We start from the raw sequence: 20,293 nt of genomic DNA on the forward strand, positions 1-20,293 counted from the left end.
GATGTGGGGACGCAATCCAGTCGCTATACCTTATATATGACCGTTGCGGAGCGCCGTGGAACTCAGCGTGGAGCGTGGTCCATGGATAAAGACCCAGGCCGGAGCCGTCTTGGTCCACAAAATGCCCGCATCATCCTCATCCACGCGGGACTGGCTGTAAGCCTGTGCCATGGTGGAGGAAAGATAGGCGAGCGTTGCGCCGGGCCGGTCGATGACGGCAATCGGGAAGGTCTCGGCAATCTTTCGCCATTTCTGCCAGCGATGGAAGGTGCGCAGATTATCCGCGCCCATGATCCAGATAAAACGGACATGCGGATTTCGCGCTTTGATTCTGGCCAGCGTATTGGCCGTATAGCTGATGCCCAGTGACTGTTCGAAAGCCGTCACCTTGATGCGCGGATCGCTGATCAGCTTTTCGCAAGCCTCAATCCGGGACTTCAGCGGCGCAAGCTCTGCTTTGTTTTTCAAGGGATTGCCGGGTGTGACCATCCACCAGAGCTGGTCCAGCCCAAGCCGTCGCAGGGCGATCTCGGCAACCAGCGCATGGCCCGCATGGGGCGGATTGAAGGAACCGCCAAACAGACCAATGACCATGCCGCGCTCTGTATGCGGCATGGTGAGGTAGCGCTTGTCCAGACCGGGCTTGTCAGTCACATCAGGGCCGTGTCTGGCCGGTGCCATGCACCCGGTATTTGAAGGACGTCAACTGTTCCACGCCAACCGGGCCTCGCGCGTGCATCTTGCCAGTCGCGATGCCGATTTCCGCACCCATACCGAATTCGCCACCATCCGCAAATTGCGTGGAGGCATTGTGCAGGAGGATGGCGGAATCGATTTCATTGAAGAAGCGTTCGACAACCTGCGCATCTTCTGCAATCACCGCTTCGGTGTGATTGGAGGAGTATGTGCCGATATGTTCGATGGCGCCGGAAATACCGTCCACCACAGTCACCGAGATGATGGCATCGAGATATTCCGTGCGCCAGTCTTCCTCAGTCGCGGCCTTCACGCCCTTGACCGTCTCTTGCACGGTCCTGGAGCCACGGACCTCGCAACCGGCGTCCAGCAAGACCCTGACCAGCGGCTCCAGATGGGTGGAAACGGCGCTAGCATCGACCAGCAGCGTTTCCGCCGAGCCGCAAATACCGGTTCGCCGCATCTTGGCGTTGAGAACGATGTTCTTCGCCATGTCGAGGTCAGCGGATTTGTCGACATAGACGTGGCAGATGCCTTCCAGATGCGCAAAGACAGGAATGCGGGCTTCAGATTGTACGCGTGCCACAAGGCTTTTGCCGCCGCGGGGAACGATAACATCCACCGTGCCGCCAAGGCCGCCAAGCAGGCTGCCTACGGCTGCGCGATCCGTGACAGGCACGAGCTGGATCGCATGCTCTGGAAGCCCCGCGATCTTCAAACCTTCCACGAGGCAGGCATGAATAGCGCGCGATGAATATTGCGAGTCCGAGCCGCCGCGCAGGATCACGGCATTGCCTGCCTTGAGGCAGAGCGCGCCAGCGTCAGCCGTGACATTGGGGCGGCTTTCATAGATCACGCCGATGACGCCGAGCGGTGTGCGGACGCGCTCAATCTTCAGGCCATTGGGACGATCCCACGCCGCGATGACCTCACCAACGGGATCGGCCAGGGCAGCAATAGAGCGAATGCCCTCGGAAATGCTTGATATCCTTGCGTCGTCCAGTTTCAGCCGGTCGATGAAGGATGCGGCAACGCCTGAATTTTCGGCCGCAGCGAGATCTTTCGCATTGGCCTCGAGAATTCTGTCTTTCGATGCTTCGATTGCGGAAGCCATGGCCAGAAGCGCGCGGTTTTTCTGGTCGGTGCTGGCGATGGACAACGGTCGCGAAGCAGCTTTTGCCTGAGCGCCGATGGACATCATCAGCGTTTCAATATCATGGCTCTGCTTCACGGCCTGTTCAGGCATCGACCTCATCCTTCTTCGTTTCGCTTATTTTGACGGACACACCCGTCATGACTAGATCATCGCGGTGGATCATCGCGGCGCGACCGACATAACCGAGGATCGCCTCAATCTCATTTGATTTATGGCCGTTGATCTGGCGCGCTTCTTCGGCATCGTAACCTGCAAGACCTCGGGCAATCTCGCGGCCCTGCGCGCCCATGATGGCAACGGCATCGCCACGCCCGAAGTTACCTTTCACTGCGGTAACACCGGCGGGTAAAAGGCTTTTTCCGGCATAGAGCGCCTTTTCGGCCCCCGCATCCACATGCAGTTCCCCGGCAGGCTGAAGCTGTCCGGCAATCCAGGTCTTGCGGGCCGTAACGGGGGTGCCTGATGGGGCAAACCACGAGGAGCGTACACCGTTCTCGATGGCTTTCAGTGGATTGAGCATCTTGCCCGACGCGATGATCATGCCGCAACCGGCAGCGGTTGCGATCTTTCCGGCATCAATCTTCGTGCGCATTCCGCCACGCGACAGTTCCGATGCAGCACCACCCGCCATCGCCTCGATCTCAGGCGTGATTTCGGCAATGGTTTCCAGAAACCGCGCTTCGGTATCAAGATGCGGCGGGGCCGTGTAGAGGCCGTCAATGTCAGACAGCAGGACCAGAAGGTCTGCACCTGTCATGGTCGCTACGCGTGCTGCCAGACGATCATTGTCTCCATAGCGGATTTCGGTGGTCGCCACCGTGTCATTTTCGTTGATGATCGGGATCGCACCGATCTTCAATAGCTGGTTGATCGTCGCCCGCGCGTTGAGATAACGGCGGCGCTCTTCCGTGTCAGAGAGCGTCAGCAGGATTTGGCCTGCGACGATATCGTGCCGTGAAAGGCTTTCAGACCATGCCCGTGCCAGCGCAATCTGCCCGACGGCAGCTGCGGCCTGGCTCTCTTCCAACTTTAGCGCACCTGAGGGCAGGCCAAGCACTGTCCGCCCAAGGGCAATGGCGCCTGAGGATACGACCTGCACATCCGCGCCGTTCTTCTTCAGCGCCGCGATATCCTCGCAGATCGCATCCAGCCAGTCTGTCTTGAGGCCGCTTTTGCGGTCAACCAGCAGGGCAGAGCCGATCTTGATTACGATGCGGTGGTGTTTGCCGAGAGGTTTTCGCGCCAATGTCATAGGCGGTCGTCCCCGTCCTCGATCTCGTCTTCGACAGGCATGGAACGATCCGGCATGGCGGTGCTGCCGCCACGGCTGTCGGAAACGATGATGTCACGAAGCTCACGCAGCGCCTCCAGCATGCCTATATGGGCTGCGGCAGACAGAAGCAGCGGCGGGCGGCCACAGGCCTTCTCCAGTTCCTTTGCCTTCTTCTTAAGCTCTTTTTCGTCCAGAACGTCGATCTGAGAGAGCGCCACGATTTCGGGCTTTTCCGTCAGTCCGCCGCCATAGGCATCAAGCTCTTTCTTGACCGTCTTATAGGCCTTGCCGACATTCTCTTCCTGCGCCGATACGAGGTGCAGCAGAACGCGGGTGCGCTCCACATGACCTAGGAAACGGTCGCCGATGCCGACGCCCTCATGTGCGCCTTCGATCAGGCCGGGAATATCGGCCAGAATGAATTCGCGTCCATCGATGGTGGCGACACCAAGGTTCGGATGAAGCGTGGTGAAGGGGTAGTTGGCGATCTTCGGACGTGCCCGCGTGACCGTCGCCAGGAAGGTGGACTTACCCGCATTGGGAAGACCGACGAGGCCGGCATCGGCAATCAGCTTGAGGCGAAGCCAGATGGTCTTTTCTTCACCGGCCAGACCTGGATTGGCGTGAGTGGGTGCCTGATTGGTGGAGGACTTGAAATAGGCATTGCCGAAGCCGCCATTGCCACCGGCGGCCAAGCGGAAACGCTGGCCTTCCTTGGTCAGGTCGATGATGAGCGTTTCATTGTCTTCTTCGAAGATTTGCGTTCCCACGGGCACGCGCAGAACGACATCGGCCCCCTTTGCGCCGGTGCGGGTCTTGCCCATGCCGTGCTGGCCGATCGTGGCCTTGAAATGCTGCTGGAAGCGGAAGTCGATCAGCGTGTTGAGGCCATTGACGACCTCGACCCACACGTCGCCGCCGCGTCCGCCATCACCGCCATCGGGGCCGCCGAATTCGATGAATTTTTCACGCCGGAAGGATACGGCACCTGCGCCGCCATCGCCGGAGCGAATATAGACTTTTGCTTCATCGAGAAATTTCATCGTCTTGGCCGTTCTGTCAGCTTAGTGGCAATTCCTGCAATGGTTTGCGGTCTTGCTTTTTTAAAAAAGGATCTGCCGATCCAAATATAGGCGCAGGCCCTCTAGGTCAAAGATTATCGTGACGTGAGAGTGCCCAGGGCAAGGCCGGTTTACGTAAAAACAGGCCTCGCTTGGTATTCTTTACGGTCGGGCAGCGCGAAAGGCCGTCTCAGTCAAGGCCGTATCGAGATGCGTGACCATCGATGCCCGTGCGACAGCATAGGCTTCATGGCAGCCAGTGATCTGAAAACCGAGTTTGTCCTGGACCCGCATGGATGCAGGATTGTCGGCAAAGACGCCGGAATAGAGCACTTCGCCGGGCATCTGCTCGAAGAAACGCTTGACGACGGCCTCTACCGCTTCGGTCATGTAGCCCTTGCCCCAATGATTGCGATCAAGCCAGTAACCGAGATGCCATTCGCCGTGCCGCTTTTCGATCGACACGACTCCGATCAGCGTGTCATCACCGCAGGTGATCGCAAAATCCCAATCCGGCAGGGTGCCTGATGTCCGCAGGATCAACCATTCCAGCGCATCCTGCTTGTAATAGGGAGCGGGGACACGCGCGAGCATGCGCGTGACCTGAAAATCGCTGAGCGATTCTGCAATGCTGCCAGCGTCCGAAAGGCGCTGCGGGCGCAACACCAGACGGTTGGTCTGTAATGTCGGGCAGGGGCTCTGCCTGGAAGCATTTTCAACGGCCGGAGCACGTGGTGATAACCGCGCGACGCTCATCGTGTATCTCCCCAACTTCTCAGCGATACCCATGTCTTGCGATCCAGCCTGTACCATTCGACCGGAACCATGCCGCCAAGCGCCAGCGAACCGACCATGCCGGAACCCTGAAGCTGAAAACCGCACTTTTGTATGACGCGGCGCGATGCGATGTTGGTTACGCGGCAACGGGCATCGATCTGGTCGATGTCGCGTGTGCGGAATGCCATGTCGATCAGGGCATGGGCAGCTTCCGTGGTGTAGCCGTTGTTCCAGTAGGGCTCGCCCAGCCAATAGCCCATTTCGAGCGTCTTGCCGTCCTCCTGCGGTTCCAGCCCGCAGCAGCCCATGAATTCGCCGTTCTCCATGCGGGTAATCGCATAGACGCACTTGCCAATCTCGCCCGCTTTCGCACGTCGCACGAAATCCGCGGCATCCTTGGCCGTGTATGGGTGCGGCATACGCGACACCATGGTCGCGATGTTGGCGTTGTTGGCAAGATTGGCAAGGGCGTCAATGTCTTCGTCGTGTGGCTTACGCAGAACCAGCCTTTGCGACAATAAGACGGGGCAATCGCTCCTCGACCGATCAGGTCTCGGCCGTTCTTCGGGTGACCGTGATTGGTCTTCCCTTAACAATTCAGCTTGCATGGTTCAGTCCTCCATAGGGTTAAGAAAAAAGGGGAGTTGGGTGGTGCCCCAACTCCCCTTTTTCTATGACTGAACCTGTTACGTCTCAGCCGGGTCATTGGGACACCGGCTGCATATGACGCTACCGGCTTATTCTGCTGCTTCGGCTTTCGGTGCCACAGACACGTATACGCGGCCATTGCCCTTCGTGCGGAAGGATACATTGCCGGCGGTCAGCGCGAAAATCGTGTGGTCCTTGCCGAGGCCGACATTGGCGCCCGGATGCCACTGCGTGCCGCGCTGGCGCAGAATAATGTTGCCTGGAATGACGGCTTCGCCGCCGAACTTCTTTACGCCAAGGCGCTTGGAGTTGGAATCGCGACCGTTACGCGAAGAACCACCAGCTTTTTTATGTGCCATTGGATTGCTCCTTTAAACCTAGTTTCCCGTGTCGCGCCGATCAGGCAGCAACGATGTCCGTGATGCGGACGACAGTGTGGTGCTGACGATGACCGCGTGTGCGCTTGGAGTTCTGACGACGACGCTTCTTGAAGGCGATGACCTTCTTGCCGCGGTTGTGCTCGACAACTTCAGCCTTGACCGTTGCGCCAGCAACGAAAGGAGCGCCGAACTGTGCGTCAGCGCCAACGCCGATCACGAGAACTTCGGTGAATTCTACAGTTGCGCCAGCGTCTGCTTCCAGCTTTTCGATGGTCAGCACGTCGTTGGCTGCTACGCGGTACTGTTTACCGCCGGTCTTGATGACTGCGAACATTTTTTATCCTTTCATGTTCGTTCCGGCTCTGCCTGCAAATGCGTGCTGGCCGTCTTTTTATCAGTCGAATAGCAAAGATTTGAGAGGTTTATGCCTCTTGAAACCCAGCCGGTGAAACCGCTTTTGACAAAGCGATGCAAACAGAAGGCGCAATACGCCCTCGATTTTCGTGTGGGATATGCGAGGTGGCGGTTTCTGTCAAGATCATTCACACCCGAAAAATAACCCAAAACGTCAAGAATCTCAGGTGATTTTGCCGCTTGTGGCAAAGAGGTCTCGAAATTTCGTCGGCAAGGGTTTATATGGGCGGCACACAAGGAGCAGAAATGGCCCGCATAGACAAAACCGACGACTGGCGCGACCGCCATGCGCCGACGATTTCAGCGTTTGAATCGCTTGCCATAGAGGCATATGGCCACCTGCCGGAAGAGTTTCGCGCGCTGACCAAGGATCTCATCATCGAGATCGCGGATTTTCCGACTGATGAAGTGTTCGAGGACATGGCGCTTGAGACGCCTTTCGATCTTCTGGGTCTTTTCGAAGGCCGCGGCATTTCAGAGCGCTTTACGATGGAAACGGGAGAGATGGTCAACCGCATCACTCTTTACCGTCGCCCGATCCTGGATTACTGGGCCGAAAACGAGGAAACGCTGGGCGATATCATTACCCATGTGCTCATCCACGAAATCGGCCACCATTTCGGCCTGTCAGATGATGACATGGAGCGCATCGAGGAAAGTGCCGACGAGGCAGCGACGGATCGTTGATCGTTAAGGCCATTCTTCTACCGTCATTCCGGCCTTGATCCGGAATCCAGTCAGCTCAAGTCGTTGGGCTGAAAAGTGTCTTTCGATCCGACGGACGTCGGATCACTGGACCCCGCAGCAAGTGCGGGGTGACGTGGGAAGGGGCTTACATCTTCCTCCCGCCGCCAGCGGCGCAACCCTATACTACTGCTCGCCCAGCTTCATGTCCGGGTGGTACTCTTTGCCTTCGACAGTTTTGATCACAGGCTGGCCGCAATGCATTACGCCTGTCGCTGCATTAAAGGCGTAGGTCGGTGATCCCGCCAGTTCCCAGCCCTTGTTAAGAGCTTCGGTGACACGGTGACAAAACTTCGCGTCGTCCGGACCGGTGATGAAGCGATAGACTTTCATGGTTTTTCTGCCTTTCTATGGTCGATGATCTCAGCCATTGCCACCAGCCTTTCGGCCTGGCCGACATGCAGCCTCTCGATCATGCGCCCGTTGGAGTTGATGACGTTCAATCCCACAGATTCCGGCTTTGCGAAAGCCGCAATGATCTCGCGCGCCTCGGCCAGTGCCTCTTCCGTGGGAGCAAAGGCCCGGTTTGCGGCGTCGATCTGGGCTGGATGGATCAACATCTTGCCATCGAAACCCATGGCGCGGCCCTGATCGCATTCCGCTGCAAAAGCATCGAGATCGTGGAAGTCGTTCGATACGCTGTCAAAGACATCCAGCCCATAGGCGCGCGCCGCCAAAACGGTCTGCATCAGCCACGGCACGAGATAGGCTCGGCCCGGCTGCGCGGGAACATGGGTTGCCTTGCGCAGATCATTGAGGCCGACGACGAAGGCGCCAAGCCTGGCAGCCTCGGTGTGCGAGGATTCGGCAATGGATGCTGCATTCAGGATGCCTTTTGGCGTTTCGATCATGGCCCAGATTTTGATATCATCGGGCGCATCTGCTTCGGCCAGAAGGTCCGCGACGTCCTGAATCTGGGACGGCTGCTCAACTTTCGGCAAAAGGATCGCGTTTGGCCCGCATTCCAGTGCAGCGATCAAATCGCGTTGCCCGACATTTACGGAAACCGGATTGATGCGGATAATGGTTTCACGACCCGCCAGCGGCGTGTCCTTGAAGAAGGCCAGAAGATTGTTTCGCGCCTCATCCTTGAGGTCGGGTGCAACGGAATCTTCAAGGTCGAAGATGACGCCGTCGCAATCCAGCGTCTTCAGTTTCGCTAAAGCGCGCTTGTTGATTGCAGGCACTGAAAGCAGTGAGCGGCGGGGGCGGACAGTATTGTTGAAATAAAAATCGACCATGCCGCACTTGTGTCAACCTTTTGTGACATTCGCAAGCATATAGGCGGTGTGCATCCTCTTGCAAGCAACGCAAAGAAGGCCCACATTCGTTTGGACAGAAAGGTTTGAACCATGCAGGGCATTCGTACATTCTTTATCGCGGCTTCCAGCATCGCAGTTCTGGCACTTGCCGCTCTCTTTACCGCTTCATTGACGGTCGCACTGGTCGGTACCTTGGCCGTGCTGAGCTTGGCGCGCATGTTTTCAGCCCGCCTCAAACCTGCTCCAATACCCGTCAATCCTAAACACCGCAAACCACAGAACATGCGCGTGTGGAACGACGGTCGCGGAACGATCATCGACCTCTGATCTCAAACGGCTCGGCTGATTTTCACGGCAGCGTCGGGGGCTTGTGAGCCCCGACAGACGTCGAAACGGCTCGCCCCGATGAGCGTCGTTGCCACATATGCAGGAGCGAACCTGCCCGCATATTAGAGCGGGACTTTCATCGCATTGGGCTAAGTTATGTTGCAATGCCTCTCCTTTCAAAGTATCGACATGCGAGTTCAACCCACCTAATCGAGGGAAGCGAATGCGTATCGATGCAATTTCTGTCGGCAAGAACCCGCCGAATGACGTCAATGTGATCGTTGAGGTGCCGGTTGGCGGTCACCCGATCAAGTACGAGATGGACAAGGAAGCGGGCGCCTTGATCGTCGACCGCTTTCTCTACACTCCGATGACCTATCCGGGTAACTACGGCTTCGTGCCGCATACGCTTTCAGAAGATGGCGACCCTATCGATGTTCTCATCTGTAACACGCGCCCACTGGTGCCCGGTTGCGTCATCAACGTTCGTCCAATCGGCGTGATGATCATGGAAGACGATGGCGGCAAGGATGAAAAGATCCTGGCTGTGCCTGCTCCAAAGCTGACCCAGCGTTACGACAAGGTTCAGAACTACACGGACCTGCCAGAAATCACGCTGAAGCAGATCGAGCACTTCTTCGAGCACTACAAGGATCTGGAGCCCGGCAAATGGGTAAAGATGGGCGGCTGGCAGAATGTTGACGTTGCCCGCAAGCTTATCATCGAAGCGATCGAGCGCTACAAGGCTCAGGCCTGATCAACAGCTTCCAAATAGCTGAATAAAGAAAACCTCCGGATCGAGATCGGTCCGGAGGTTTTTCTTTGGACTTGCCGAGGCTCAGGCAACCAGCGGATAAATCGTGTTCCACATCAGCGAGCGAATGAAGAAGATCAGCAGCAGAAGTATGATCGGCGAGATATCAATGCCGCCGAGATTGGGAAGCACGCGACGGATCGGGCGCAGCGCAGGCTCGGTGACGTTGTAAAGAAAGCTCCCGATGGCGCTGACGAATTGGTTGGAGGAGTTTATGACATTGAAGGCGTAGAGCCAGGAGAAGATTGCACTGGCAATCAATATCCAGGTATAAAGGTTCAAAGCCAGATCTATCGTCTGAAACAGGGCAAGCATCAATGTCTCCATTTGTTGTTGGATGACATTTAGACATTGGCGGAGCAACCGACAAGTGCCGCTCGCTCATCAAGCTTTATGCAGTATTGCCAAAATACACGTGATCCGCGTCTCGTGAGCATGAGGGCCATGGCCAGCTCGGCTGGCAGCCCACTTCGCGCACCAATCAGACGGGATCTTTGTGATCCTCGATGTCCTGTTGCGCATCGACATGGCTGGACGCCTGCTGGCGTTGAAGGACCCGGTCGCGTACGGAGACGCCCAGGAGATCAGCGACGCGCCAGATGACGTGATCCTCCATCTCATTGCGCTCACCATCCGCATAGACGATGTCCCAGAGGATGCCGATCAGTTCGACCCGCTTTTCCTCATCGAGATGACGGCGGATGTCTGAGGTAAAGCGGTAATAATCGACCGCTTCCCGGCCAGCTTCCCGGCCGGCCTCCATCAGGGCATCGAGTTTGCCGGAACTCAGCTGGTAGTGTTCCTGAAGCAATTGCCGCAGGCGCTGACGCTCAACCTTTGAGACGGTACCATCCGCTTCCATCACCTGAAAACAGAGGGCTGCGATAGCCACACGCAGATCATCCGGCGGAAAATCACGCGATGCGCTTGATTGCGTCAAATTCTGGAAAAACGATTGGATATTTTCAAACATGGCATCCTATCCAATCAAAACAACTTCAATCGTGTTTTCTCGTCCGGTTCAGCATTCGCCTTTTTGACACCGGGATCATCCGGCAGCCCGCCAAAGAACGGCACCGGCTCAGGTGTCTTCTGGGCTGTTTTCTGTTGGTCCCTTGCGGTTGACGCAGGTTCAACAATCGCCTTCTTGGCACCCGTAGAAGGGTCATCTTTTACGGGCGACTGAACAGACGCAACAGCGGTCTCCCGCACCGCGACGGGAACCTCTATGATTTTCTCGCGGATTTCGGGTTTGGCCAGATCGGGCAGCGACGAGAGAGCTTGGTCGACGCTCATTTCCTCAATCGGCCCTTCCACATGTCCGAAGGGCATCTTCCACTCGAATGCGTCAAGCCTGCCCGTAACGGGAGATGCCGGCAACCATTTCTCCGAGACAATGCCATCGGCAACCCAGGCATGATCGCGGGGCGCGCGCAGCGCCTGTGCCATCCAATGGCGTATCCGGCCCTGATCTCCGGTTTCGGCCTCCTCGATGTCAGCCATCAGCAGAAAGATGCTTTCTCTGGGCTCCATGCGCGCAGCGGCTTCCGCTTTTGCACGGGCCCGGCCGAATTCCTTGGCGTCGAGTGCTGCCTGAGCGACCGCGATCAGGGACTCGACATTATTGGGTTTAAGGCTTTCCAGCCGCTCGGCACGTTTCAGCCGATCCGTTGCCGTATCTCCACTGCGTGCGCGGACATAGAGCTGCGCGACCTGCGGGTGCGGCGCGTTCTTCCACACCGGTTCGAGAACGGAGGCTGCCTTGCGAAGATTGTCTTCGCGAAGATAAGAGCGAGCCGCGACAAGCGCCGCAGGGACGAGGTCCTTCGACAATTTCAAAGCCTGCTTTGCATCCTCGCGCGCGGCTTTTGGATCGCTTTCGAACTTTTCCTCTGCTTTCGCAGTCAATAGCACGGCTTTCAGGCGTTCTGCTTCACCACGGTCTATGACACCTGCAGCCTTTTGCTGATCGAGCAGCCGGATCGCATCGTCCCACTCGCCATTGCGGGATTTGCTTTCCAGGGTCGCTTGCGCCGCCCAAGGAAGGTATGGCGCGTTTCTCGCGGCATCCTCTGCATATTCGAGCGCTGCTTCATTGGCACCCTGGCGCCGCGCTTCCATATAGAGGCCACGCAGACCGAGTTCGCGGGTCTCCGGGTCCTGTGCCATCGCCTCGAATTTCCGCCGGGCCGCGTCATATTTGCCTTCGATCAGATCGGCCTGCGCTTCCAGCAGATGAATGAGCGGCTCCTGATCTGCGCTGAGAAGGCCCTGCGTGCGCGCTGTCATCTTGCGTGCAAGTATGGCGTTTCCGGCGCCCGCAGCGATCAAGCCGGTGGACAGCGCCTGATATCCGCGGTCGCGTTTGCGCGCCCGAAAATAACGTTTTGCGGCCCGTGGGGAATTCCAGACCGTGTTGAACAGCCACCAGACGATCATGATCGTGGCGATCAATCCGCCCAATATGGATGCGGCGACCATCAGGCTCATTTCGATGAGCTGACCTTGCCAGACGATGGAAAGAACGCCCGGCCTGTCTGCGAGCCAGGAAAAGCCGAAGCCAACAAGAAGTACGATGACGGCGTAACTGATAATTTTTGTCATGTCTTATCCCTGTTGCCCCGTGCTGTTGATGGCACGCGTCAGCGTGGCATTGACGAGGTCCTCAACCTGGATGCGTGCATCGAGCGACTTCTTGTAGTCTCCAGACACGGCCTTGGCTGCATCGGGCACCCCGTCCCATTCAAGGGCGGCACCCTTTAGATCGCCATTGCGCAACTTGTCTTCCATCCGGGCGATCTTGGCTTCCGCGCCTTCACCCTCAATATTTCCAACAGGTCTAACCTTGACCAAGGACAGAGCGCTGTCGGTCAGTCGCGCGAAAATTCCCTGGTTGGGGTCTGCCTGGTCAAGCGAATCCAGCATGGCATTGGCGACATCAGGGAAATTGCGGGTCAATTCAGACCGCGATGGCACGCCCGTATTCGCAAAAGGCCGTAAAGACTGGATTGCCGGATCGTCGGGCGTTACGCGCGACAGCGTGTCGAGCTCGGCCAGAAACGGGCCTCCCCTATCGATTGCTGCTTTCAGCCCGGCAGAGGCGATGGCACGCGCAACCTCGATATCGTCACGCGGCTCGTTAAGCTTGGCTTCCGCTTCGCTCAGACGCCTCGTCAGATCCGAGTTGGCCGTATCCTGCGCCGCCTTTTCGGATTGAAGTGTCGCGACCGTCGTTTCCAGCGCCTCGATCTTGCCAGCGAGATCGCCGCCGGTCGAAGCATTCTCCAAAGCAGCCAGACGGCTTTCCAATTGAGATGTGTCGCCTGCTGCCTGAGGGGCCTGGTCAATCTGAGCGCGCAGGTTTGCGATCTGCGTCTTCATGGCCGTCAGCTCGTCAGACGAGGTCGACGTACCCGCAAATGGCGGGAGGTAACCGGCATATTGCATACTGCCGGCAGCCAAGAGGGCGATCAGGCCACCGACGATACCGGCGGCGAGCAATCCTGAGTTTCCGCTGCGGTTGTCAGCCGTACTCTTTGGGCTCGACGTCGCAGAGCTCGCGCTCTTTGCTTGTGCTGACGCCGTCGTTTCCACCTTCGGAGCGGATAATTTTGGTTCGTTGACTTTGATGGATTCAGCCTTCGTGGGAGGGACCGATGACGCCTTGGGGCTCTCCTGGGCTTTCGAGCTTTCGGCCTTCAATTCTTCCGTCTTCTGTATATTCGGCTCCGGCTCGATAGGCTTTTTGACCGGTTGGTCCCAGACGGGTTTGGGGCTGTCCTTAGATGTGTCTGAGGGCGCAATCGGCGCTGTTGCTGCAGCCTTTTCAGGTTCAGACGTGTGCTCAGGTTCAGACTTGCCCTTTACATCCGCTGCGGCGGCGTCCTTTTCCTTGCCAATTTCCTTCACGTCCTTGGCGTCCAGGTCAATTGTGACTGGCTCGGTGCTGGATTTGGAGTGGCGTGGCGGCTTTCCCGATACCATGACAACCTCATTCTGCCTGCATTTCCCTAAACCTAGTCAGTGATAACGGCAAAGGAAAGGGGAAAGAGGGAATTAGGTTCCCGCTTTTTGTTCAAGCAGATTGAACATCTGGTCTTCGACGGGGTCGGCCCTGGCCCATGCAACATGTCGAAAGGGTTCCGGCACGTGAGAACGCACTTTTTCGCTGATGCAGACAAAATGCGCTCTGGCGAGCCGGGTTGAAAGCTGAAGCTGATCACAGAGCGCGAAAAATCTGCGCGCAGCGTCTGCAGAATAGAGCAGCACCCCATCAACGGGTTCGCTGCCAAGCGTGTGTTCGAGTTCGTGTCTGCTCCAGTCAACGGCGCTCATCCCGTATACCTCGACCGTTTCGAAGGGAATGTCGAGCGAGGACAATCTTCGCTCGAAACCATCTTCGCGAAGAGTTCCGGCGAGATAGGTTATGCCGCCGCTAATTCTCCCAGCCGTGCAGTCGTTCGCAATGAGTTCTGCCAAGGCGGAGCCATCGCTTTGACCGGCGGAGACGGTTTTGAAACCGGCCTCTTGCGCTGCCTTGGCAGATGCTGCGCCGACCGCGTAAAGCGGCACGTCCGGGATCGCCGGATGCCGGGGCAGGTGCTCTTCAAGCGCGCGGATGGCTTCTGCGCTGGTCACGGCGAAGGCGCCCGGTCTCGACGCGAATGCGTCCACACAGGCTTGTGCCAAATGAAGGGGGCGAACCAATGGCAGCAGAATGGCCTCGTGGCCTCGCTGCCTCAACAGCTGTGCCGTCTTCATGCCCGACGCTTGCGGGCGCGTGACGACAACGCGCATGGTCACCCCCAGCTTTCGAAGAAGCCGGTTCCCGCTGCAGTTCTGACCTTCTCACCGGCTTTTAGCCCCAGCGCTTCGGCTTCAGTGCGTTTGCCCGAAACTTCGATACTGTGTTCGGTCCGCCCATCCGGTGTCAGGATCATGCCGTGGAAATTCAAGATGTCGCCGTCGCAGGTCGCATAACCGGCAATGGGGGTTCGGCAGGAGCCATCCAGAGCGGCCAGAAACGCTCTTTCGCAGTTTACCGCATCGGTCGTTTCGCGATGATCGACAGCAGCGAGCAAATTCTCCACGCGGGTGTCGCCAATGCGGCTTTCCAGCGCAATCGCCCCCTGACCGGGAGCGGGCGGGAATGTCGCGGCGTCCAGTATTTCCGTGGGGACGGTTTCCTTCTCAAGCCTTTTCAGGCCAGCAAGGGCGAGCAATGTCGCATCGGCCTGCCCCTCTTCAAGCTTGCGAAGGCGCGTGTCCACCAGACCGCGAAAAATGATGACGTTGATATCGGGGCGCAAGCGACGGATGAGTGCCTGACGTCGAAGCGAGGCGGAGCCGACCGTTGCCGCATGGGGAAGCTCGATCAATCTTGCAGCCGTCCTGCCGATGAAGGCATCTCGAACATCTTCGCGCGGGAGATAGGCGGAAAGGTGCAGCCCATCCGGCAGCCGTGTCGACATGTCCTTGGCGCAATGCACGGCAAAATCGAGGTCTCCGGACAGGAGCTGGGTTTCCAGCTCTTCGGTAAACAGTCCTTTGCCGCCGATTTCCGACAGGGGGCGATCCGTCATCCGGTCTCCCTTGGTGGAAAGCGGAACGATCTGGAACATGTCCTGAGGAAGACCGTGCGCAGCCATCAGGCGGTCACGGGTTTCAAAGGCCTGTACCAGGGCAAGCGGGCTGCCGCGCGTGCCAATTCGGAAAGGTTTTGTTTGCATCCGCTTCTATCCATTGTTACCGGAGGTGTTCGTACCCAAGTTTCTGAAAAACCGCAATCAACGAACCGGCTGATGACCCCCATTCTTCGTATCCTCGGTATTGAGACAAGTTGTGACGAAACCGCTGCTTCCGTGGTGGTTCGCCATGAAAACGGTCAGGGTGAAATACTCTCCGACGTCGTTTTGTCGCAGCTTGAAGAACACAGCGCCTATGGCGGTGTTGTCCCCGAGATTGCAGCGCGAGCCCATGTCGAGGCTCTCGACAGGCTGATCGAGGAAGCTTTGACGTCAGCCAATGTGTCCTTGTCGGAGATCGATGCTGTCGCCGCGACATCCGGTCCGGGATTGATCGGGGGTCTGATCGTCGGCCTGATGACCGGAAAGGCCATCGCCAGGGCGGCGAACAAGCCTCTTTACGCCATCAATCATCTGGAGGGCCATGCGCTCACGGCGCGTCTGACGGACGGGCTGCCATTTCCCTATCTGATGCTGCTTGTCTCCGGCGGCCACACCCAGCTCATTCTTGTGCGGGGCGTTGGTGAATATGAACGATGGGGCACGACGATCGATGACGCCTTGGGCGAAGCCTTCGACAAGACGGCCAAGCTCCTGGGGCTGCCTTATCCGGGTGGTCCGGCCGTTGAGAAGGCAGCAGCGAAAGGAAACGCAGATCGTTTCAATCTGCCCCGTCCCATGGTCGGGGAGGCGCGGCTCGACTTTTCCTTCTCCGGCCTGAAGACGGCAGTCCGGCAGGCGGCGACCGCGATAGCCCCCCTTTCGGAGCAGGATATCGCCGATATCTGCGCCTCTTTCCAGAAAGCCGTCTCGCGGACACTTAAGGACCGGATCGGTCGCGGTCTTCAGCGGTTCATGGAAGAATATCCTGATGTGTCCGGCACGCCGGCGCTTGTCGTTGCCGGTGGTGTGGCCGCCAACCAGGAAATCCGCCGCACGCTTCAGCAACTGTGCGAGATCCACCATTTTCGATTTGTCGCGCCGCCTTTGCATTTGTGTACGGATAATGCGGTCATGATCGGATGGGCAGGGCTGGAGCGGATGGCGCTCGGCATCGCTCCCGATAGTTTGGACGTCCAGCCGCGATCGCGCTGGCCTCTGGATGCGCAGGCGCAAACACTGATCGGCTTTGGCAAGCGAGGCGCAAAGGCATGACGGCAAGGGACCGGATCGTCGTGATCGGTGCAGGTGCCTTTGGTACCGCGATAGCGGTTGTGGTGGCACTTGAGAACAGACACGATGTGACACTTCTTGGCCGGGATGCCAGCTTGATGGCGGATTTGCGAGACAGCGGCTTTCACGATGCAGCACTTCCTGGCATTTCATTACCCGACGCCCTGCAATATTCGGCTGAGGCCGACGTTCTGAAAGATGCAAGTCTCGTCCTTTTCGCCATGCCGTCCCAGGCGCAGGCCGATGCAGCCCGGACTTATGGTCCTTATCTGGCTAAGGATGCAGTCGTTGCGACTTGCGCCAAGGGGATCGACCGGCTGTCTGGCCAGTTGTTGACGGATGTGCTGGAGCGTGAACTGCCTCATCATTCCATATGCGTTCTATCCGGCCCGGGCTTTGCAGCCGACATCGCGAAGGGACTGCCGACCGCGATGGCTTTCGCTGCGCATGAGACGAGCCTCGCAGAGCGTCTTGCGAAAATGATTTCCGGAAGCACATTCCGGCTTTACGCATCCAGTGACCGGATCGGCGTGCAACTGGGTGGGGCGTTAAAGAATGTTCTGGCCATCGCTGCCGGAATCGTCGAGGGCGCTGGTTTGGGCGAGTCCGCCCGGGCAGCATTGATCTCGCGTGGATTGACGGAAATGTCTCGTCTGGTCGTGGCAATGGGTGGCAATGCGGATACGGTCCGCGGCCTCTCGGGCCTGGGAGACCTGGTGCTGACGGCGACCAGCCATCAGTCCCGCAACCTGCGCTTCGGAATCATGCTGGGGCAGGGTGGTGATCCGGGATCGTTCCATGGCGGGTTGGTGGAAGGTGCCTACGCCGCCTCGGTCGCTTCGCGGCTGGCTGACGGGCTTGGCGTGGAGATGCCGATTACCGATGCCGTTGCGTCCATCATCGATGGCAGGCTGGAGATCAGCGCCGCCATCCAACAGTTAATGACCCGGCCCATCACCACGGAATAGGGCCTTACGAGGAGACGAGAATGCTGTTTGCTTTCATTTGCAAAGACAAGTCCGATCATCTGCATGTGCGGATGGAAACACGCCCTGCTCATCTTGAGCATTTGAACGCGCTCAATGCAGCGGGAACGCTGAAAATGGCTGGCCCCTTTCTGGATGCCGAAGGCAAGCCCAATGGCAGCCTGGTAATTGTCGAAGCTGCCGATATCGATGCGGCACGGGCCTTGGCCGATGCTGATCCTTACGCAAAGGCTGGCCTGTTCGAGAGCGTCGAGGTCAGACCGTATAACTGGGTCTTCAACAATCCGGGAGCATGAGACCATGCCGAATTACTGGCTGTTCAAGTCCGAACCTTCCACCTGGTCATGGGACCAGCAGAAGGCGAAGGGAGAGGCGGGCGAGGAATGGGGCGGCGTTCGCAATTATCAGGCGCGCAACAACATGCGCGCCATGAAGCTGGGCGACAAGGGATTTTTCTATCATTCCAACGAGGGTCTTGAAGTCGTCGGCATCGTGGAAGTGTGCGAATTGTCCCGGCCCGATTCGACGGCTGAAGGCGACGCGCGATGGGATTGCGTCCACATCAAAGCTGTCTGCGACATGCCGTCACCAGTCACGTTAAAGGATGTGAAGGCCAACCCCAAGCTTGCCGAAATGTCCCTTGTCACCTCTATGCGCCTGTCCGTACAGCCTGTCACGGAGGCGGAATATCGTGAAGTCTGCCGTATGGGAAAGCTGGCCGATCCGCCACAATCGCCGGAAACGGACGAGTGAAAACCGATCCTGAGACCTTCATCCGGGAAAATACATCCGTTCAGTCGCCGCCACACGTGCCGGAAATCCTACTTCATCTGGCAAGCGAGGCGCATGATCTATGGCTGAAGACGGAAGATGAGTTGCAGGAAATCGGACTCCCGCCGCCGTTCTGGGCATTCGCCTGGGCCGGCGGCCAGGGCCTTGCGCGCTATATCATCGACCATCCGCAGGAGGTGGCAGGCAAGCGTGTGATAGATTTTGCCAGTGGATCGGGGCTGGTCGCCATCGCGGCGGCCAAGGCTGGCGCCTTGAGCGTTACCGCCATCGATATCGATCCATGGGCGCAGACGGCGGTTGGCCTCAACGCGGCGCTGAATGGTGTGCAGGTGGATTTTTCCGGCGATGGCATTATCGGCCGGGATGTGGAGACCGATGTCCTTCTCGCTGGCGACGTCTTTTATGACAGCGCATTCGCCGGACTGCTTCGGCCATGGCTTCGCGAACTGACTCGGTGCGGTATTGGCGTTCTCGTCGGCGACCCTGGGCGCGCCTATCTTCCCAAAGACGATCTTCTCGCCTGCGCGACCTATCAAGTGCCGGTAACGCGGGCGCTTGAGGATAGTGATGTCAAGAAGACAACGGTTTGGCGGTTTGCATGATGGTCTCTCAGGGCCTTATGACGCACACGCCTGCCTCATAGGAACATGAGGCATCCGACCTGGCCTTGTCGACGTGGATAATGCGCGGTTTGGGCAGACCGCCAGCGCCAGGCCTTGAGAAAGCGCCTCCCTCCACTGCGAAATAATTGCCATTTCTTCTCTCCCGAAAGGCCGTGATGCCACCTGAAAAGGTTCCCAATCGGCGGATGGAGGTCGTCAGGCTGTCACCACTATAAATTGATTTGTCATGGCGCCCATAAGAATGATGATGCCGGAAAGGGCTTTTCGAGTATTCCGCATGAGCGACAGAAACGCCGGAAATGGCCGTCAGGAGCCCCAGAAACGGTATCAGGTTACGGTGCGCAAACATGAGATTTTATCTCCTGAATAAATGGAATCTGCCGCATTTTTTCTAACGTTTACGTAAGAAAAAATATGCGTCTTGGCTTGGAAACGCTGGATATTTTATTTTTGATCCTTCAATCGCAAAGAATCTTCGATACACAATCGATTAAATTCGTTTTGGCGCCCAAATGTGCTTGTGGTTGCCGCCTCGTGCGATTAAAGGTCGCGGTTGGTGCAATGCACATTCCTCCGTCATGTGCGTTGTTTGGGGGCGTCCGGCTTGCGGGCGCAGGAAACGCCGTGAGGTCCATATGGCGAATACGACAAACAATCGGCCTTTGTCGCCGCATCTTCAAATCTACAAGCCCATTCCGACGATGGTCGCATCCATCATGCATCGCGTCACCGGTGGCGCACTGTATTTCGGCACGGTGCTTGTTGCCTGGTGGCTGATTGCGACCGCTTCTGGCGTCGACGCCTACAGCTGGGTGCAGTGGGCAATGAGTTCCATCATCGGTAAACTGATCCTGATCGGTTATACCTGGGCGCTCGTCCACCACATGCTGGGCGGCCTTCGCCACTTTATGTGGGACCTCGGGCATGGCTTCGACAAGCATTTCACGACCAGGATCGCGAAGGCGTCCTTCGTCGTTTCGATCTGTCTGACCGCGCTGATCTGGGTTGTCGCCCTGATCGTGCGCTGAGGAGATATTTTCATGGATATGCGCACACCTCTCAACAAGGTTCGCGGACTTGGCTCGGCCAAGGATGGCACTGAGCATTTCTGGCGCCAGCGCCTGACCGCAGTGGCAAACGTACCTTTGCTTATTTTCTTTGTCGTTTTCCTGGTCATGTATGGCGGCGCACCCTACGAGGAAGTCGCCTCCGCTCTGTCGAACCCGCTTGTGGCCGTTGTCATGGGGCTTGTCGTCGTTTCCGGCATCATCCACATGAAGCTCGGAATGCAGGTCATCATCGAAGATTACATACATGCCGAAGTGCCCAAGCTGGCGCTTTTGATGCTCAACACTTTCTTCGCGGTCATCATGGGCGGACTTTGCCTCTTCGCCGTACTGAAAATCGCATTTGCAGGATAATT

Annotated in this window: 26 protein-coding genes; 10 read left to right on the forward strand and 16 right to left on the reverse strand. The window is 57.7% G+C overall.

Translation table 11 applies throughout. The annotated features are described in order from the left end of the window. Positions 1 to 30 precede the first annotated feature (30 nt). From QRN85_RS19935 to rplU, 8 genes are all read right to left on the reverse strand, one after another. Entirely contained in the window at positions 31 to 681 is a 651-nt protein-coding gene (locus QRN85_RS19935; RefSeq protein ID WP_284759861.1) for a nicotinate-nucleotide adenylyltransferase, read from the reverse strand. Beyond that, a complete protein-coding gene (locus QRN85_RS19940) occupies positions 656 to 1,942 on the reverse strand; it encodes a glutamate-5-semialdehyde dehydrogenase (RefSeq protein ID WP_284759862.1) in 1,287 nt (428 codons plus the stop codon). The genes QRN85_RS19935 and QRN85_RS19940 overlap by 26 nt, the downstream gene beginning before the upstream one ends. Continuing rightward, positions 1,935 to 3,104: a glutamate 5-kinase gene (gene proB / locus QRN85_RS19945; protein ID WP_284759863.1), complete on the reverse strand. Its 1,170-nt coding sequence runs from the start codon at positions 3,102 to 3,104 to the stop codon at positions 1,935 to 1,937. The genes QRN85_RS19940 and proB overlap by 8 nt, the downstream gene beginning before the upstream one ends. After that, complete coding sequence (gene obgE, locus QRN85_RS19950; protein ID WP_062590277.1) at positions 3,101 to 4,168, reverse strand: GTPase ObgE; 1,068 nt, start codon at positions 4,166 to 4,168, stop codon at positions 3,101 to 3,103. Before obgE ends, proB begins: the two co-directional genes overlap by 4 nt. A gap of 180 nt (positions 4,169 to 4,348) precedes the next feature. Continuing rightward, complete coding sequence (locus QRN85_RS19955) at positions 4,349 to 4,942, reverse strand: GNAT family N-acetyltransferase (protein ID WP_112961039.1); 594 nt, start codon at positions 4,940 to 4,942, stop codon at positions 4,349 to 4,351. Further along, positions 4,939 to 5,571: a GNAT family N-acetyltransferase gene (locus QRN85_RS19960; RefSeq protein ID WP_062590281.1), complete on the reverse strand. Its 633-nt coding sequence runs from the start codon at positions 5,569 to 5,571 to the stop codon at positions 4,939 to 4,941. Before QRN85_RS19960 ends, QRN85_RS19955 begins: the two co-directional genes overlap by 4 nt. Before the next feature lie 129 nt (positions 5,572 to 5,700). Next, a complete protein-coding gene (gene rpmA / locus QRN85_RS19965) occupies positions 5,701 to 5,970 on the reverse strand; it encodes a 50S ribosomal protein L27 (RefSeq protein ID WP_062452938.1) in 270 nt (89 codons plus the stop codon). A gap of 40 nt (positions 5,971 to 6,010) precedes the next feature. Further along, positions 6,011 to 6,325, reverse strand: coding sequence for a 50S ribosomal protein L21 (rplU, locus tag QRN85_RS19970; RefSeq protein WP_045230876.1), 315 nt, complete (start codon positions 6,323 to 6,325; stop codon positions 6,011 to 6,013). Positions 6,326 to 6,651: 326 nt separating this feature from the next. On the opposite strand from rplU, the gene QRN85_RS19975 reads away from it, so the two are divergent. Beyond that, positions 6,652 to 7,092: a metallopeptidase family protein gene (locus QRN85_RS19975; protein ID WP_062452937.1), complete on the forward strand. Its 441-nt coding sequence runs from the start codon at positions 6,652 to 6,654 to the stop codon at positions 7,090 to 7,092. 183 nt (positions 7,093 to 7,275) lie between these two features. Here QRN85_RS19975 and QRN85_RS19980 read toward each other — a convergent pair whose 3' ends face one another. Both QRN85_RS19980 and QRN85_RS19985 read right to left on the reverse strand, forming a co-directional pair. Further along, positions 7,276 to 7,482: a DUF1737 domain-containing protein gene (locus tag QRN85_RS19980; RefSeq protein ID WP_062452936.1), complete on the reverse strand. Its 207-nt coding sequence runs from the start codon at positions 7,480 to 7,482 to the stop codon at positions 7,276 to 7,278. After that, a complete protein-coding gene (locus QRN85_RS19985) occupies positions 7,479 to 8,390 on the reverse strand; it encodes an HpcH/HpaI aldolase/citrate lyase family protein (RefSeq protein WP_284759864.1) in 912 nt (303 codons plus the stop codon). Before QRN85_RS19985 ends, QRN85_RS19980 begins: the two co-directional genes overlap by 4 nt. A 111-nt stretch (positions 8,391 to 8,501) precedes the next feature. On the opposite strand from QRN85_RS19985, the gene QRN85_RS19990 reads away from it, so the two are divergent. After that, on the forward strand, positions 8,502 to 8,738 hold the full coding sequence (locus tag QRN85_RS19990) for a hypothetical protein (RefSeq protein ID WP_113092330.1): 237 nt from the start codon (positions 8,502 to 8,504) through the stop codon (positions 8,736 to 8,738). A gap of 223 nt (positions 8,739 to 8,961) precedes the next feature. Next, on the forward strand, positions 8,962 to 9,495 hold the full coding sequence (gene ppa / locus QRN85_RS19995) for an inorganic diphosphatase (protein ID WP_062590286.1): 534 nt from the start codon (positions 8,962 to 8,964) through the stop codon (positions 9,493 to 9,495). 81 nt (positions 9,496 to 9,576) lie between these two features. On the opposite strand, the gene QRN85_RS20000 is transcribed toward ppa, so the two are convergent. The 6 genes from QRN85_RS20000 to hemC all read right to left on the reverse strand — a co-directional run bounded on the left by QRN85_RS20000 (position 9,577) and on the right by hemC (position 15,281). Beyond that, a complete protein-coding gene (locus tag QRN85_RS20000; RefSeq protein ID WP_062590288.1) occupies positions 9,577 to 9,867 on the reverse strand; it encodes a YggT family protein in 291 nt (96 codons plus the stop codon). A gap of 166 nt (positions 9,868 to 10,033) precedes the next feature. Continuing rightward, on the reverse strand, positions 10,034 to 10,525 hold the full coding sequence (locus tag QRN85_RS20005; RefSeq protein WP_062590289.1) for a tellurite resistance TerB family protein: 492 nt from the start codon (positions 10,523 to 10,525) through the stop codon (positions 10,034 to 10,036). A gap of 14 nt (positions 10,526 to 10,539) precedes the next feature. Then, a complete protein-coding gene (locus QRN85_RS20010) occupies positions 10,540 to 12,156 on the reverse strand; it encodes a heme biosynthesis protein HemY (RefSeq protein WP_284759865.1) in 1,617 nt (538 codons plus the stop codon). A gap of 3 nt (positions 12,157 to 12,159) precedes the next feature. Continuing rightward, positions 12,160 to 13,536 (reverse strand): COG4223 family protein, encoded by a 1,377-nt coding sequence (locus QRN85_RS20015; protein WP_284759866.1) that lies wholly within the window; start codon positions 13,534 to 13,536, stop codon positions 12,160 to 12,162. A gap of 72 nt (positions 13,537 to 13,608) precedes the next feature. Next, a complete protein-coding gene (locus tag QRN85_RS20020; RefSeq protein WP_284759867.1) occupies positions 13,609 to 14,349 on the reverse strand; it encodes a uroporphyrinogen-III synthase in 741 nt (246 codons plus the stop codon). Positions 14,350 to 14,351: 2 nt separating this feature from the next. Beyond that, positions 14,352 to 15,281 (reverse strand): hydroxymethylbilane synthase, encoded by a 930-nt coding sequence (gene hemC, locus QRN85_RS20025; RefSeq protein ID WP_284759868.1) that lies wholly within the window; start codon positions 15,279 to 15,281, stop codon positions 14,352 to 14,354. 72 nt (positions 15,282 to 15,353) lie between these two features. On the opposite strand from hemC, the gene tsaD reads away from it, so the two are divergent. The 7 genes from tsaD to sdhD all read left to right on the forward strand — a co-directional run bounded on the left by tsaD (position 15,354) and on the right by sdhD (position 20,291). Beyond that, entirely contained in the window at positions 15,354 to 16,451 is a 1,098-nt protein-coding gene (gene tsaD, locus QRN85_RS20030; protein ID WP_284759869.1) for a tRNA (adenosine(37)-N6)-threonylcarbamoyltransferase complex transferase subunit TsaD, read from the forward strand. After that, entirely contained in the window at positions 16,448 to 17,437 is a 990-nt protein-coding gene (locus tag QRN85_RS20035) for an NAD(P)H-dependent glycerol-3-phosphate dehydrogenase (RefSeq protein WP_284759870.1), read from the forward strand. Before tsaD ends, QRN85_RS20035 begins: the two co-directional genes overlap by 4 nt. 20 nt (positions 17,438 to 17,457) lie before the next feature. Continuing rightward, a complete protein-coding gene (locus QRN85_RS20040; RefSeq protein ID WP_062590301.1) occupies positions 17,458 to 17,751 on the forward strand; it encodes a YciI-like protein in 294 nt (97 codons plus the stop codon). A 4-nt stretch (positions 17,752 to 17,755) separates the two neighbouring features. After that, complete coding sequence (locus tag QRN85_RS20045; RefSeq protein ID WP_062590303.1) at positions 17,756 to 18,208, forward strand: EVE domain-containing protein; 453 nt, start codon at positions 17,756 to 17,758, stop codon at positions 18,206 to 18,208. Further along, entirely contained in the window at positions 18,205 to 18,849 is a 645-nt protein-coding gene (locus QRN85_RS20050; protein WP_284759871.1) for a class I SAM-dependent methyltransferase, read from the forward strand. The genes QRN85_RS20045 and QRN85_RS20050 overlap by 4 nt, the downstream gene beginning before the upstream one ends. A gap of 656 nt (positions 18,850 to 19,505) precedes the next feature. Continuing rightward, the gene (sdhC, locus tag QRN85_RS20055; RefSeq protein ID WP_062590309.1) at positions 19,506 to 19,898 is read left to right on the forward strand and encodes a succinate dehydrogenase, cytochrome b556 subunit; all 393 of its coding nucleotides are present in this window, start codon (positions 19,506 to 19,508) and stop codon (positions 19,896 to 19,898) included. Positions 19,899 to 19,910: 12 nt separating this feature from the next. Then, the gene (sdhD, locus tag QRN85_RS20060; RefSeq protein WP_062590310.1) at positions 19,911 to 20,291 is read left to right on the forward strand and encodes a succinate dehydrogenase, hydrophobic membrane anchor protein; all 381 of its coding nucleotides are present in this window, start codon (positions 19,911 to 19,913) and stop codon (positions 20,289 to 20,291) included. Positions 20,292 to 20,293: the final 2 nt, after the last annotated feature.

Source organism: Agrobacterium sp. fls2-241-TYG-188a (assembly GCF_030209845.1).

Bases quoted from the DNA above. Each gene is read 5' to 3' on its own strand.
- QRN85_RS19935 (WP_284759861.1), bottom strand. From the start codon at position 681: ATGGCACCGGCCAGACACGGCCCTGATGTGACTGACAAGCCCGGTCTG.
- QRN85_RS19940 (WP_284759862.1), bottom strand. From the start codon at position 1,942: ATGCCTGAACAGGCCGTGAAGCAGAGCCATGATATTGAAACGCTGATG.
- proB (WP_284759863.1), bottom strand. From the start codon at position 3,104: ATGACATTGGCGCGAAAACCTCTCGGCAAACACCACCGCATCGTAATC.
- obgE (WP_062590277.1), bottom strand. From the start codon at position 4,168: ATGAAATTTCTCGATGAAGCAAAAGTCTATATTCGCTCCGGCGATGGC.
- QRN85_RS19955 (WP_112961039.1), bottom strand. From the start codon at position 4,942: ATGAGCGTCGCGCGGTTATCACCACGTGCTCCGGCCGTTGAAAATGCT.
- QRN85_RS19960 (WP_062590281.1), bottom strand. From the start codon at position 5,571: ATGCAAGCTGAATTGTTAAGGGAAGACCAATCACGGTCACCCGAAGAA.
- rpmA (WP_062452938.1), bottom strand. From the start codon at position 5,970: ATGGCACATAAAAAAGCTGGTGGTTCTTCGCGTAACGGTCGCGATTCC.
- rplU (WP_045230876.1), bottom strand. From the start codon at position 6,325: ATGTTCGCAGTCATCAAGACCGGCGGTAAACAGTACCGCGTAGCAGCC.
- QRN85_RS19975 (WP_062452937.1), top strand. From the start codon at position 6,652: ATGGCCCGCATAGACAAAACCGACGACTGGCGCGACCGCCATGCGCCG.
- QRN85_RS19980 (WP_062452936.1), bottom strand. From the start codon at position 7,482: ATGAAAGTCTATCGCTTCATCACCGGTCCGGACGACGCGAAGTTTTGT.
- QRN85_RS19985 (WP_284759864.1), bottom strand. From the start codon at position 8,390: ATGGTCGATTTTTATTTCAACAATACTGTCCGCCCCCGCCGCTCACTG.
- QRN85_RS19990 (WP_113092330.1), top strand. From the start codon at position 8,502: ATGCAGGGCATTCGTACATTCTTTATCGCGGCTTCCAGCATCGCAGTT.
- ppa (WP_062590286.1), top strand. From the start codon at position 8,962: ATGCGTATCGATGCAATTTCTGTCGGCAAGAACCCGCCGAATGACGTC.
- QRN85_RS20000 (WP_062590288.1), bottom strand. From the start codon at position 9,867: ATGCTTGCCCTGTTTCAGACGATAGATCTGGCTTTGAACCTTTATACC.
- QRN85_RS20005 (WP_062590289.1), bottom strand. From the start codon at position 10,525: ATGTTTGAAAATATCCAATCGTTTTTCCAGAATTTGACGCAATCAAGC.
- QRN85_RS20010 (WP_284759865.1), bottom strand. From the start codon at position 12,156: ATGACAAAAATTATCAGTTACGCCGTCATCGTACTTCTTGTTGGCTTC.
- QRN85_RS20015 (WP_284759866.1), bottom strand. From the start codon at position 13,536: ATGGTATCGGGAAAGCCGCCACGCCACTCCAAATCCAGCACCGAGCCA.
- QRN85_RS20020 (WP_284759867.1), bottom strand. From the start codon at position 14,349: ATGCGCGTTGTCGTCACGCGCCCGCAAGCGTCGGGCATGAAGACGGCA.
- hemC (WP_284759868.1), bottom strand. From the start codon at position 15,281: ATGCAAACAAAACCTTTCCGAATTGGCACGCGCGGCAGCCCGCTTGCC.
- tsaD (WP_284759869.1), top strand. From the start codon at position 15,354: ATGACCCCCATTCTTCGTATCCTCGGTATTGAGACAAGTTGTGACGAA.
- QRN85_RS20035 (WP_284759870.1), top strand. From the start codon at position 16,448: ATGACGGCAAGGGACCGGATCGTCGTGATCGGTGCAGGTGCCTTTGGT.
- QRN85_RS20040 (WP_062590301.1), top strand. From the start codon at position 17,458: ATGCTGTTTGCTTTCATTTGCAAAGACAAGTCCGATCATCTGCATGTG.
- QRN85_RS20045 (WP_062590303.1), top strand. From the start codon at position 17,756: ATGCCGAATTACTGGCTGTTCAAGTCCGAACCTTCCACCTGGTCATGG.
- sdhC (WP_062590309.1), top strand. From the start codon at position 19,506: ATGGCGAATACGACAAACAATCGGCCTTTGTCGCCGCATCTTCAAATC.
- sdhD (WP_062590310.1), top strand. From the start codon at position 19,911: ATGGATATGCGCACACCTCTCAACAAGGTTCGCGGACTTGGCTCGGCC.